Raw genomic sequence first — 13,459 nt, forward strand, 5'->3', positions numbered from 1 at the left:
TGTGTTTCAATTGTCACTGTAGTAACAGCCATACCACTATTATTAATAAGTTTTTTTGCAGGATTCTGAGATTGTTCAATACTTAGTAAGGGCTATTTCATTGGTTGAGATATGAGAAAACGTCGATACTCCTTAAGCATCCATATCACTACACTATTTCTTGTGCTGACTACATTAGTAGGTTCAGTACTGATCGGAATTAGTTATCGCCATGCTCAGGAGTTGTTAACCGGTAGCGCAAAAGAGTTAAGCCGCGAAAACAGTCGAAAGCTAGAGTCAACGTTTCAAGTAAAAGCGGGTCCTATACTTACCACTCTCGACTTTATGTCGATGAGTCGCGCGATCGACGATCATAAGTCTCCAATAAAGCACATTCGATTTTTGACATCGCTGCAAACTATTTTCCAACGTAATCCGGGAGTAGTTGCTCTTTACTACGCCAATGAAGCGGGTGATTTTACTTTGCTAAGAGCACTAAGAACTAATGCAGACCGTGAGCGTTTTGATGCACCGAGTAAGGCAGCATTGATGATAAATACAACTCGAGTTTCTGGCCATAATGAGTTCTATTTTCTCGACGGAGCCTACCGAAGTTTGGGCCACAGAAAAACAATGGATAACGAATTTGATCCAAGAACTAGGCCTTGGTATATCAATGCAGACAAAGATGGAGAAATCAGGCTGACTGAGCCATATTTTTTTTACTTTCTTAAAACCAACGGCGTGACATTGTCACGCAAATCACCCGATGGGACAAAGGTCGTCGGAGCAGATTTTACCTTAACATCACTTTCAGAACAGATTGGCCAAATGGGGTATTCAGAGAATACGAAACTTGTTCTATTTGATAGCCAATTTCGAGTGTTGGCCCACCACAACGTCGCCCATAACGCTCAAGAAGACTTGAACTTAGATTCTTTAAGGAGCTCTGTTTTTCAAGGCGTGCTCAATAGGATCTCTAGTCAAATAATTTACGAAACCGTTGAAGCGAATAATCAAAAATGGTCGGTAACGCTAACACCAGTCGCTTTAAACAAACAAACGCGCTTACTACTCGCAGAAGCAACCCCGCAAAATGACTTGCTTGCTTCCTTGTTATCGATGCGCGATAAGCAAATTCACGTCGCCTTGGCAATGCTATTTATGAGTTTTATCATTGTTTGGTTGGTTTCGCAGAAACTCGCCAACCCCCTTCATGCACTAATGCGTCAAACAGACAACATTGCTCGCTTTGATTTTAAAAAAACACGTTACTCAAAAAGTGTCATCAAAGAAGTAGCCAATTTGACAGAATCTATAGAGTTGATGGAACACACTCTCTACGATCTGTTACGACTTTTAAGAGATACTGCAAGCAACTCCGATTTTTCTGTATTAGCAAAGACCATCGCTCACCAGAGTTTTTTGGTAACTAGAGCAGAAACCATCGTGCTTTACATCAAAGACGAAAAAGAAAGTTGTTATTCTGCTGCCGCCAACCACGCTATTATTCCATTTAAAATCAATATCAATGACTTGATCGCGTCTACTGCATGGGTCGCAACCGAATTAATGAATGGAGAGATCGTCCACCTCAACCGCGACGACACCGCTATTGCAAACTTCAAAGATTCTCTCTATAACTCAGATATTTACTTCTTCCCACTTCACAATCGCGAAAACCAGTTAGTGGGAATCTTGTTACTTGGCTACGAGCGCGTTATTACTCAAGAGCAAGCTGATAAGCATGCTTTTCTTAAAGAGTTACTAAGTTTTGCAGAAATAGCCAAAGAGAACATAGATCGCATTGAACAACAAAAAGAGATGCTCAATGCTTTTGTCGAGCTTATTGCCTCTGCTATAGACACCAAGTCGCCCTATACAGGTAGCCATTGTCAACGTGTTCCTGAACTGACCAAAATGATAATCAAAGCCGCTGCCGAGGATGAGGTACATTTCCCACTGTTTAGCATGTCTAAAGAACAATGGGAAGAACTCCATCTAGCTGCGTGGTTACATGATTGCGGAAAGGTCACAACCCCAGAGTATGTGATTGATAAAGCAACGAAACTTGAGACGATTTATGATCGTATCCACGAAGTAAGAATGCGATTTGAACTGCTAAAATCACAAGCAGAGATAGACTACTGGAAAGGATTGAACCAAGGTCAAGACGAAAAAAGCCTCCAACAAACTCTCAATGCAAGGCACGAGCAACTTGATGAAGATTTTACATTTGTGGGTAAGTGCAACATTGGCGGCGAATCAATGAGCAAAGAGGACTTAGAGCGGCTTAATCGAATTAGCCAGTATAAATGGACTCGTACGTTAGATGATCAAGTTGGCGTTTCATGGATTGAGAAAGAGCGTTCTTCAACCAGTGAAAAACTGCCTGTAGAAGAAAACTTACTTTTAGATAAAACTGTCCATCAAATTCAGTGGGATGCTTCAGGTAGACCACAAGACTTCTGGCAAGAAGAGTTCGTATTGACTCCTGGCAATTTAAAATACAATCGTGGAGAACTATACAACCTGTCTATTGAGCGTGGGACATTGACTGATGAAGAGAGGTTCATCATTAACGATCACATTATTCAAACCATCATGATGCTTAAACGGTTGCCCTACCCAGAACACCTGAAAAATGTCCCAGAAATTGCCGGGGGGCATCATGAACGTATCGATGGTCGAGGCTACCCGAAAGGATTGTTTGAAGAACAGCTTTCTCTTCCTGCACGGGTCATGGCTATCGCGGATGTGTTTGAGGCCCTTACATCGAGTGATAGGCCCTATAAAAAGGCAAAATCGTTATCAGATTCAATTGATATCATGACGGACATGGCAACGACAGGTCATATTGATCCCAAACTCTATTTGATATTTTTGGAACAAGAAATTGACCAAAAATACGCCAAACAATTTTTAGATGCATCGCAAATTAGTCCGATTGATCGAGACGCACATATAAGACGAGTAAGGTCCTTCCTTAAATCTCTATTCTGATCCTACCAGTTATATCGAAATTAGTTTATTTACTCTATTTTTAAATATACGGAAGACTCAACGCCATCACAACGATTTCAATGAGTTAACGCAATAATGAGTCATTATTTAATCGATTGCTCTCTCAAAGGTTGATGTATGTCAAATACTCATAGACAATACGCTGCCGTCTGCAACAATCGCACTGAATTTTTAGTAAAAACAGTTGCAATCTAAATAACAAATGGCATGAATTTTTGGCTTTGCCTATCAATACAATAGGCAAGACCTATTTTATAATTTGAGGTGTCGTTGATACCGTTGGCAAACTATAGTGCTAACAGCTTAGGCACTTGCTAACTACCTCGTTTCTAAGGGAAAGATGATGGTAATACCAGAAAACAGCAGCATCGTTATTTTTGGTGCTTCGGGTGACTTGACCTACCGCAAGTTGATTCCTGCTTTGTATCACCTTTACTCAAATAAACAGTTACCAAAAAACTTCGCTATCTTAGGCGTAAGCCGAACTGAATACAGTGATGACTCCTATCGCGAAAAGTTGAAACGTTCACTACAGGAAATGGAGAAGACTGAACCAGCAACTCTCGATGCTTTCATTAATCATTTGCATTATCAGGCAATTAATACATCTGACACCGCTGACTACAGCAAGCTTTCGACGCGTCTTGATCAACTTTCTGAGCAATACGGGTTTGATCAACGAAACACTCTATTCTATCTCGCGACTCCTCCTAGTTTGTACAGCGTTATTCCAGCAAGCCTTGCCGCTCATGGACTAAACAGCGAAGAAGATGGTTGGAAACGCCTGATTATTGAAAAGCCATTTGGTTATGACCTTGAATCTGCTCAAAAGCTAGATAAAGAGATTCATGAGCATTTCCAAGAGCATCAAATCTATCGCATTGACCACTATTTGGGTAAAGAGACGGTACAAAACCTTCTTGTATTCCGCTTCTCTAATGCGATGTTCGAACCTCTTTGGAACCGCAACTTTATTGATTATGTAGAAATCACTGGTGCTGAATTCTTGGGTGTTGAAGAACGTGGCGGATATTACGACGGCTCAGGTGCGGTTCGTGACATGTTCCAAAACCACCTACTACAAGTGTTAGCTATGGTTGGTATGGAACCGCCAGCGCAGATCAATGCAGACTCAATGCGCGACGAAGTGGTTAAAGTACTGCAATGTTTGAAACCACTTGGAGAAGACGACCTACGCAATAACCTCGTGCTTGGTCAATATACCGAGTCTGACGTGCGTGGTGAGTTTCTACCAAGTTACCGTGACGAGCCGGGAGTCGCTGAAGATTCGCGTACTGAAACTTATGTTGGATTGAAAGCTTACATCAACAACTGGCGTTGGAATGGCGTGCCTTTCTACGTACGCACAGGTAAACGCCTACCGACACGTGTCACTGAAGTGGTCATCCACTTTAAGCAAACACCTCACCCAGTATTTGGCCAGAATGCTCCGGAAAACAAACTAATTATCCGCATTCAACCAGACGAAGGGATTCAGATGAGCTTTGGCCTAAAAGAACCTGGCGCAGGATTTGTGGCAAAAGAAGTAAAAATGAACTTCCACTACGCGTCTCTACAAGAAACGCAAATGCTGACAGCGTATGAACGCCTACTTCTTGATGCACTAAATGGCGATGCAACTTTGTTTGCACGTAGCGATGCCGTTGAAGCGTGTTGGAAATACGTTCAGCCAATTTTAGACTTCAAACAAGATCCACAAGCCCTATTTGGATACGCTTGTGGTACGTGGGGACCAAAAGAATCTGACGATTTATTACAACGTGACGCACGAGCGTGGCGATTCCCATGTAAAAACCTAACAGATACGGATTATTGCGAACTATGATTAATCACAAGATTTTTCAAACAGCTGACCAAGTTGTAGAAAGCCTAGCTAATGATATGAAAGCGTTCAGTGATCTTGACCGCCCTGTTCACATCTCACTGTCTGGTGGCAGTACACCAAAGATGCTGTTTAAACTTTTAGCGCAGGCACCTTATGCTGAAGGCATTCAGTGGAACAACCTACACTTTTGGTGGGGAGACGAGCGTTGTGTTGCCCCTGATGATGCAGAAAGCAACTACGGTGAAGCTAACGCACTACTGTTCAGCCAAGTAAACCTGCCAGCAGAGAACATTCACCGTATTCGTGGTGAAGATGAGCCAAAGGTTGAAGCTCAGCGTTTTGCTGAAGAAATGGCATCTGTAATCCCTGCTGAAAATGGAACACCAGTATTCGATTGGATACTTCTTGGTGTTGGCGCAGACGGCCATACTGCTTCACTGTTCCCTGGTCAGACAAACTATCAAGATGAGAACTTATCTGTGTTGGCTTCTCATCCTGAATCAGGTCAAATTCGTGTATCTAAAACCGCTAAGGTATTAGAAGCCGCGAAACGTATCAGCTACCTTGTACTTGGTGCAGGTAAAGTCGATATCGTAAACGAAATTCATACCACTCCAGCAAATGAGCTGCCTTACCCAGCAGCTAAGATCCAGTCTAAGACTGGTGTAACGGAATGGTACTTAGATTCAGACGCAGCAGCAAAAATCGCTTAGTGCGAGCGTCCAAATAGGAAAACTGGAGAGAAATAATGAAAGGTGATATCGGTGTAATTGGCCTAGCGGTAATGGGTCAAAACCTTATCCTAAACATGAACGACAACGGCTTCAAAGTTGTTGCTCACAACCGTACTGCTGCGAAAGTAGACGAATTCCTTGAAGGCCCTGCGAAAGGCACTAACATCGTTGGCGCATACTCTCTAGAAGAGCTAGTTGAGAAGCTAGAAGCGCCACGTAAAGTAATGCTCATGGTACGTGCTGGCGCAGTTGTTGATACGTTTATTGACAACCTAATCCCACTTCTAGATGAAGGTGACATCATCATTGATGGTGGTAACACTAACTACCCTGACACAAACCGCCGCGTTGCACACTGCCGTGAGAAAGGTATCCACTTCATCGGTACTGGTGTATCTGGTGGTGAAGAAGGTGCACGTTTTGGTCCTTCGATCATGCCAGGTGGCGCAGCTGAAGCTTGGGAAGCGGTTAAGCCTATCTTCCAAGGTATCTCTGCAAAAACTGACGCTGGTGAGCCTTGTTGTGATTGGGTTGGTAACGACGGTGCTGGTCACTTCGTTAAGATGGTACACAACGGCATCGAATACGGTGACATGCAGCTTATCACTGAAGCTTACCAGTTCATGAAAGACGGTCTTGGTTTGTCTGCTGACGAAATGCAAGCCGTATTCGCTGATTGGAACAAGACTGAGCTAGACAGCTACCTTGTTGAAATCACAGCTGACATCCTTGGCTACAAAGATGAAGACGGTGAACCTCTAGTTGAGAAGATCCTAGATACAGCAGGCCAAAAAGGTACTGGTAAATGGACTGGTATTAACGCACTAGACCTAGGTATTCCACTAACGCTTATCTCTGAGTCGGTATTCTCTCGTTGCCTATCTGCACTAAAAGACCAACGTGTTGAAGCTGAATCTCTATTCGGTAAGACAATCACACCAATTGAAGGTGACAAGCAAGAGTGGGTTGATGCGCTTCGTCAAGCGCTACTAGCATCTAAGATCATCTCTTACGCTCAAGGTTTCATGCTAATGCGTGAAGCTTCAAACGAGAACGGCTGGGACCTAAACTACGGTAACGTAGCACTAATGTGGCGTGGTGGTTGTATCATCCGCTCGGCATTCCTAGGTAACATTCGTGATGCGTACGAAGCAAACCCAGACATCTCGTTCCTTGGTTCTGACGAGTACTTCAAAAACATCCTGCAAGGCAGCCTAGCGTCATGGCGTAAAGTAGCAGCGAAATCTCTAGAGTCTGGTATCCCAATGCCATGTACTATTTCTGCACTATCTTTCCTAGACGGTTACACAACAGCTCGTCTACCAGCTAACCTGCTTCAAGCTCAACGTGATTACTTCGGTGCTCACACTTACGAGCGTACTGACCGTCCACGTGGTGAATTCTTCCACACTAACTGGACAGGTACAGGCGGCGACACGGCTTCTACTACCTACGACGTGTAAGAATTAGCTGAAAGGATGAGAAAGGTATTTATTAATACCTGAATCTACTTCTATAATTTAGCTGTTATGGAGGATGTTAACTTAGTTAGCATCCTCTATTTTTTGAAACCTACAACATGGAGTCTCCATCAAACGATGGTGATTAGGTGAATTGTCTAACCGGGATGGTTACAACTCTAAACTAGAGGTTCTTTCGATGACTATTAATAAGTACTTTGTTTTCGTTCCACAGCGAGAGGAGCGTGGGATCAATAAGGAACATAAAGTGGAAAACGAACTGGAAACTCAACGTCAGGCTTTAGTAAAGCAAGCACAGCAACAAGGTGGCTTGTAAACGGCTAGGTTTCAAAAATAAAAGGGAGCGATAAGCTCCCTTTTGTTTTATTGAACTAAACATTTTAAATCTTAGACGACGCTTTAAAATATTTGATTAAGTATTGAATACACCAAGATTTAGCTTCACCAATTTTATTACGCTTCCAAGCTAAGATGATCTCAATGGGTTGAGATTGAGTATCCGCAATTTGCTTTAAGTCGCCACTTGCAATCAACTGGGTTGCGAGCTCTTTTGGTAAAGTACCTATACCCAACCCCGTACGCAAAGCTTCTACTTTTGCAGAAAAGTTAGTAACGGTTAGTCTTGGCTGCCGCTGAGTGATATTGACACTTATTGCAGGTTGCTCACGGGCTGTATCTGCTATCGCAATAACACGATATTTTTCTCTCGCCTGCTCGTCAAAAACTCCACTCCGTTTATGTACATAGTGATCGGTCGCTGCAACCCAGATCATCTCCATCTCTCCAATGACCTCTGCTTTAACATCTTGAGGTAGCGTTTCCATTCTTGGACAAACTAATAAATCTGCTCGTCCTGAGCTTAACGCTTCCCAACAGCCTGCGAGTATTTCTTCTTGGAGCTTGACTCTTGTTGAACTAACATTACTTAAGTCATTAACAAGGTTGAAGAAATTGGCGACAGGGATAATACCGTCAAAGGCGAGAGTAATATCCAGTTCCCACCCATTAGCGAGAACACTCGCATCATTTACAAGTTTGTCTGTCGCGACCAGTATGTCTCGTCCACGTTCAAGAATCAGCTTCCCTGCCTCAGTAAAGCTCGCTTTATGGCCGGAACGATCAAAGATCATAATATCGAGATCTTGTTCTAGCTTTTGTATTTGATAGCTAAGGGATGAGGGGGCCCTATCGAGTTCATTAGCTGCGGCAGCGAAGCTGCCACGTCTATCAATTGCATCGAGTATATGAAGAGCTTCAAGTGTTATTGGACTTTGCAATATTATCTTCCCTATTAATAACCACCACCAATAGCGTGACACGAATCACATTTACCGATGGAGGTTTGAACCTTTACAAATGTAAATAGATTGTTTAACTACCTGTTATTTATCACTTTTATTCGAAATACCATACTGATAGAGCAATAAGTCTTCCATTTTCGATAATGCAAACAATAGTAATTATCATTTAGATCCAATAGAATTCTGCCCGTTCAAAGAAAACCTATATGGATCAAAGGTAATTATAAAATGTATAAGAAAACTTTCCTGTCAGCTTCAATTGTTTTGGCCCTTGCGTCAACTGCTCATGCCGAAGAATATGCCCTCTTCGACGAAGTTGTTGTTTCAGCAACTCGTACTGAACAGAACAAAGCGGATGTCAGCTCTTCTATTGAAACAGTTTCATCCGAAGAAATCGACAACACACTTTCGACAGATGTAAAACAAGCGCTTAAGTATACTCCTGGTGTTAATGCTCAAGGTTCTGGGCGTTTTGGTATTTCTGGATTCAACATCCGCGGTATGGAACAGAGCCGCGTTAAAGTTATGGTTGACGACGTTCAACAGCCTGTACCCTACAATCCAGGAGCGTCAGAACAACGCAAATACCCAAACAGCATCGAAATTGATACGCTTCAAGCTATCGAAGTAAACAAAGGCCCCTCTTCGACACTTTATGGTTCTGATGCACTGGGTGGTGTAGTTCTATTTAGAACGAAGAATCCAGAAGATGTTTTAGTAACCGAGGGTGATGAACACAGATTCGGGATTAAGAGTGGTTACTCCTCTGCTAATGAAGAGTTTAAAAACACACTAACATGGGCTATGCGTCAAGGTAAGCTAGAAACCTTACTTATAGCTACTTACGCTAACGGCAGTGAAACTAAAACACACGGGTCAGGCTCAGAAGTTGAAGGTCCTGATCGTGGTGCTGCAAACCCGGCTGATAGCGAACTAGGTAATTTGCTTGCTAAAGCATTCTACCAAGCCAATGATTTACATAGACTTGGTGTTACCGTCGAGTACTACAACAAGCAATATGATGAGAATGAGCTGAATCATAACGGTCACTCCATGGGACCAATGTTTGTATACACCGATAACCGTAACGAAGACGCTAACGAAAGAATGAGAATAGGATTTGAGCATGAGTGGCTATTGTCCTCACCTATTACTGATAAGATCGATTGGTCCATCAACTATCAGGATTCAAGCTCACTTTCTAAAAATTACGATACTACTCCGATTTATGGCCGTCGTATGCGTGAACGTGATTCAAGCGACAAATCAATCCAATTTAATGCTCAAGCATCTAAACTTGCTGAATTGGGTGCAGCGCCTCATGAGTTTACCTACGGCGTAAACTACATGTCTACTAAGTTCAGCCTAGACAACACAGACTATAAATTCGACAAAGGAACCGTTGCTCCTGGTAGTACAGGTATTCCAGACGCGGATCTACTGCAATGGGGTGTCTTCTTACAAGATCAAGCGTACTTCTTAGATGAAGCACTAGTCATGACTGCTGGTATTCGCTACGACTCATTTAGCGCTAAACCGAAAACTGATGAAGGTTACAAAACTCAGTACGACGAAAACAGTGACAGTGCATTCACAGGTAAACTTGGTGCTGTGTACCACTTAAATGATAACCTGTCGCTGTTTGGCCAGATTAGCCAAGGCTTCAAAGCGCCAACCGTTTATGACTTGTACTACTTCTACAGTCAAGGGGCAATTATCGAAGCCAACCCGAACCTTAAATCAGAAAAGAGCATCTCCTATGAAGCAGGTCTGCGTGGACAAAATGAAAGCGCTAAATTTGAGCTAACGGCCTTCTTCTCTGACTACAAAGACTTTATCGTTCAAGAAAAAACGGGCGAACAAGGTGGTAAAGATGTTATCTCTAAGAAAAACCTTGATGAAGTTGAAATCTACGGTGCAGAGTTTAGCTCTACTATCTTACTAGACAAAGCGTTTAACGCACCTCAAGGTGTCTATACTCGCCTAGCTGTTGCTTATGCTGATGGTGAAGATAAGAAAACGGGTAAAGCAATTGACTCTGTTGCTCCTCTTACTGCTGACTTCGGTTTAGGTTTAAACCGAGACAACTACGGTGCACTAGCTAACGTTAAAATGGTTGCTCGCAAGTCAGATTGGAATAGCGACACAAATGTGGATGCTGCTGGTTACGCACTGGTTGATCTTACAGCTTACTACCGTCCAATGAGCGACTTAACAATCCGCGCAGGTCTATTCAATGCCTTAGACAAAAAGTACTGGTTGTTTGAAGATCTATCTGGTCGAGACGCGACTGGGGAGACATTCAGCATGGACTCTAAGAGTCAACCAGGTCGAAACTGGGGCGTTAGCGTAGATTACCAATTCTAAATTGGAACCTTAAAACAAAGCCAGCTTGATAGCTGGCTTTTTTAGTTAATTACCTACTTAAATTATATATATCAGCAAGTTAAAGGTAATAAAAAAGCCCCTAAACTAGGAGCTTTCTCGAGTATATTCATAAAAAAGTATAGAAAAAATGGTATGAATAGACCGATTATTTAGCTGCTGCCATCTCTTTCTTAACCATTACAGCTGCTGCAACGATGAAAGTGATGATTAGACCTAGCTCCATTACAAACCCCTAAAGTAAAGTTGGAAAAACCGAAAGGAAACTGCGGGTATTCTAACACTATTAAAAAACAATGATACCCCTTAACGAGATTTTTACGTTTTATATCGATTGAGATCAAATATTGCGTCGTGATGCCTATTTTCTACAATCTTACTAACTAAATAGTTTATAAAATGGTTTAGAGAATTGTTCTAGACCTGAGCTATTTCATGGTGATTTTACCACCGATTATTTTGTAAGCAGGCGTGCCTCTAATCAAAGTCTCTCGGGCAAATTCTCCACAACATTGAGGACAAATACAGGGCTGTTCCGTGTAGTCAGAAACGATTCTTTCCTTAAAACATTTCACAAGAGACCCTTTGCCCCCTTTTCGGTACTTAAACAACTGGGTTTTACATTTTGCGCAGTAAATCTCGACTGTTTTAGTCGGTTGTTTTTTACTGGGTCTAGACACTACGCTTCCTCATGGAACGAATTTGGACCACCAACTGTTTCAGGTTTGACCCAGACTTTGCTGAAGTCGAACCAGCCAAGCGCATTACATTTTGCATTTTGTAACGAACCACAATGATCTTTACTCACACCTAGCCAACAGTGAAACATTGGAATTAGCTGCATTTTTTCTACTAAAGATTTTCCAAGCTCTTGTGCGGGGAAACTAGCATTTTGTGTTGCTTGCCACTCTTGTACGACTTTAGTCCAATACTCAAAGTCCTCTCCGCGGCTAAGTGCTTCAATATCACTATTATTGAGTAACCACCCTGCTAGCGAATCATCTCTGTTGGTGGTGATTCCCATCGGTTTAACCCAGATGTCTACTTCTGACGTATCTTCAACGGTTAAATCATAATTTATAAAATTAACACTCAATCCGTCCTCTTTAAGCAAACCTTCAATACATTTGACCACCGTTGGGAACATAGGGTGCTGCCCGTGGTAAGCAATAGTGACTGACCTGTAGGAAGGTGGTGACGTATAACCGTGCCTTGTATGGTGATACCAACCCGGTTTTAAACCATGCGCTGGAAGCACGCCTAGCTCGACAATTTTCTCTTGAGGTAGATGTTGGAATAAATTTAATGTGCCCAACTTCTGCGTGAAGTAGTTCGCCCAATCATTTGAAGCCGCTAATCCATTTTTCCGGTTGAGTAGCAAATAGGTGCAACCCGGATCTAAATCAACGCTATCGGCATAGTTTGCCACTTCGGGCTTAAGAGGCTTAGATAAGCTCGGGAAAATCATCGACGAATGAAGATCGTCAATCACCCACACTTCAATACGGTCTAGCAAAGGTCTAAAACCAAAGTATCCATCAAACGCTTGTAGAACGAGACGTTTGCTGTCGTTTTGAATGACTCGGTAAGGCCCCGTTCCGACAGGGAATAGATCGTAGTCTTCCGCTCTATTCTCTTGAAGTAACGTAATTTTCGCGCAAGATTCTGAAAGTAGAAGCGCCAGCTGATAGTCATCACGTGAAAGTCTTACATCTACGATTAAGTGACTCGGAGAGCTAACGTCTGTGATATGTGAAAACAACTTCTTCTGTTTCAATGCGAATAAGTTATCAACGACCGTTTGAGAAGTCAGCAAATCTCCGTTGTGAAACCTGACACTCGGACGAATATAAAAACGCCAATGTCGAGGGGTGAGCATTTCCCATGAATGGGCCAGATCAGGTTGAAGTTCTTCACTGTCATCGATATAAGTTAAACCACTAAATATCTGCTGAACAATATGCAGTTCAGAGCGACGAATCGGCAATGTAGGGTTTAACGTAGAAAGTGCGCGGTAATATGGCAGCCTAACGACTTGCTGGCCTTCCTGATGAACGATGCCAAGGTAGCTTTCAACCACTTGCGCAAGTTTTGCCGTATCTTGATCTAAAACTTTTAGCGCTTGGCCAATTTTCCCTTCTTCAAGGTATCGACGCGCCAGATTTTCGCTGACATCAGCTCGGCTACGTTTAAAGATTAACTGAGATAACTTTCCTCGACCGGGAGCTGGGTGCCATTCCAACCACCCTTCTTCTTCCATTTTGTTGAGGACAATTCGAGCGTTTCGACGAGTACAAAACAGTATCTCAGTGATATCTTCAAGCTGGACACCGCAATCTTGTCCCTTGTAATGCTCAAACAAGGTTTCGAACTGAACTCTAAGTCTTGGGCTGCTCATAAAGAGGAAATCTCATTCTAGTTAACCTAGCTCTAATTTTCCTCATTTAAGATTCTCGAATCAAGACAAAAACGCGATTATTGGACTTCGCTGCCGATCTGCTCAGCAATCTGTTGGATTTGTTGCTCGTTATCCAGTTTTATTGACCATTTGGTTTCACTGCCGTTGGCGGCAATAACGTTCGCCCCTCTACCTATCAAAATAACAGCATCGGTTTGCGCTTGCATAGTGACCATGTGCTCCCCAGAAAGCTTTACCACGACTTCGTGGTTAGTCACTATGATTTTTCCGCTTTTAAAAGGAATCATCAT

General features: G+C 42.6%; 10 protein-coding genes. 6 read left to right on the forward strand and 4 right to left on the reverse strand.

Features of this window, described 5'->3' with window-relative positions:
- Positions 1–111: 111 nt before the first annotated feature.
- The 5 genes from ZX61_RS19165 (at position 112) to ZX61_RS24390 (ending at position 7,380) form a co-directional block, all read left to right on the forward strand.
- On the forward strand, positions 112–2,982 hold the full coding sequence (locus ZX61_RS19165) for an HD domain-containing phosphohydrolase (protein WP_049846197.1): 2,871 nt from the start codon (positions 112–114) through the stop codon (positions 2,980–2,982).
- A gap of 364 nt (positions 2,983–3,346) precedes the next feature.
- Positions 3,347–4,849, forward strand: coding sequence for a glucose-6-phosphate dehydrogenase (zwf, locus tag ZX61_RS19170; protein ID WP_049846198.1), 1,503 nt, complete (start codon positions 3,347–3,349; stop codon positions 4,847–4,849).
- Complete coding sequence (pgl, locus tag ZX61_RS19175) at positions 4,846–5,562, forward strand: 6-phosphogluconolactonase (protein ID WP_049846199.1); 717 nt, start codon at positions 4,846–4,848, stop codon at positions 5,560–5,562. Before zwf ends, pgl begins: the two co-directional genes overlap by 4 nt.
- Before the next feature lie 35 nt (positions 5,563–5,597).
- The gene (gene gnd, locus ZX61_RS19180) at positions 5,598–7,046 is read left to right on the forward strand and encodes a decarboxylating NADP(+)-dependent phosphogluconate dehydrogenase (protein WP_049846200.1); all 1,449 of its coding nucleotides are present in this window, start codon (positions 5,598–5,600) and stop codon (positions 7,044–7,046) included.
- Between the two features lie 196 nt (positions 7,047–7,242).
- On the forward strand, positions 7,243–7,380 hold the full coding sequence (locus ZX61_RS24390; RefSeq protein ID WP_200904258.1) for a hypothetical protein: 138 nt from the start codon (positions 7,243–7,245) through the stop codon (positions 7,378–7,380).
- A gap of 64 nt (positions 7,381–7,444) precedes the next feature.
- On the opposite strand, the gene ZX61_RS19185 is transcribed toward ZX61_RS24390, so the two are convergent.
- Positions 7,445–8,341, reverse strand: coding sequence for a LysR family transcriptional regulator (locus ZX61_RS19185; RefSeq protein ID WP_049846201.1), 897 nt, complete (start codon positions 8,339–8,341; stop codon positions 7,445–7,447).
- A 252-nt stretch (positions 8,342–8,593) separates the two neighbouring features.
- Between ZX61_RS19185 and ZX61_RS19190 the strand changes: the two genes are divergently transcribed.
- Positions 8,594–10,732: a TonB-dependent hemoglobin/transferrin/lactoferrin family receptor gene (locus ZX61_RS19190; RefSeq protein WP_049846202.1), complete on the forward strand. Its 2,139-nt coding sequence runs from the start codon at positions 8,594–8,596 to the stop codon at positions 10,730–10,732.
- A gap of 446 nt (positions 10,733–11,178) precedes the next feature.
- Here the strand turns inward: ZX61_RS19190 and ZX61_RS19195 are convergent, their stop codons facing one another.
- The 3 genes from ZX61_RS19195 to ZX61_RS19205 form a co-directional block, all read right to left on the reverse strand.
- Positions 11,179–11,430, reverse strand: a complete 252-nt coding sequence (locus ZX61_RS19195; RefSeq protein WP_049846203.1) for a hypothetical protein — start codon at positions 11,428–11,430, stop codon at positions 11,179–11,181.
- Positions 11,430–13,148, reverse strand: coding sequence for an SgrR family transcriptional regulator (locus tag ZX61_RS19200; RefSeq protein WP_049846204.1), 1,719 nt, complete (start codon positions 13,146–13,148; stop codon positions 11,430–11,432). The genes ZX61_RS19195 and ZX61_RS19200 overlap by 1 nt, the downstream gene beginning before the upstream one ends.
- 77 nt (positions 13,149–13,225) lie before the next feature.
- On the reverse strand, positions 13,226–13,459 hold the full coding sequence (locus tag ZX61_RS19205) for a DUF3389 family protein (protein WP_049846205.1): 234 nt from the start codon (positions 13,457–13,459) through the stop codon (positions 13,226–13,228).

Origin of the sequence: Vibrio sp. VPAP30, from assembly GCF_001188205.1 — a bacterium.
Classification (GTDB): domain Bacteria; phylum Pseudomonadota; class Gammaproteobacteria; order Enterobacterales; family Vibrionaceae; genus Vibrio; species Vibrio bivalvicida.

Excerpts from the sequence above, each read along its gene's own strand:
- ZX61_RS19165 (WP_049846197.1), top strand. The coding sequence starts at position 112 with ATGAGAAAACGTCGATACTCCTTAAGCATCCATATCACTACACTATTT.
- zwf (WP_049846198.1), top strand. The coding sequence starts at position 3,347 with ATGGTAATACCAGAAAACAGCAGCATCGTTATTTTTGGTGCTTCGGGT.
- pgl (WP_049846199.1), top strand. The coding sequence starts at position 4,846 with ATGATTAATCACAAGATTTTTCAAACAGCTGACCAAGTTGTAGAAAGC.
- gnd (WP_049846200.1), top strand. The coding sequence starts at position 5,598 with ATGAAAGGTGATATCGGTGTAATTGGCCTAGCGGTAATGGGTCAAAAC.
- ZX61_RS24390 (WP_200904258.1), top strand. The coding sequence starts at position 7,243 with ATGACTATTAATAAGTACTTTGTTTTCGTTCCACAGCGAGAGGAGCGT.
- ZX61_RS19190 (WP_049846202.1), top strand. The coding sequence starts at position 8,594 with ATGTATAAGAAAACTTTCCTGTCAGCTTCAATTGTTTTGGCCCTTGCG.
- ZX61_RS19200 (WP_049846204.1), bottom strand. The coding sequence starts at position 13,148 with ATGAGCAGCCCAAGACTTAGAGTTCAGTTCGAAACCTTGTTTGAGCAT.
- ZX61_RS19205 (WP_049846205.1), bottom strand. The coding sequence starts at position 13,459 with ATGATGATTCCTTTTAAAAGCGGAAAAATCATAGTGACTAACCACGAA.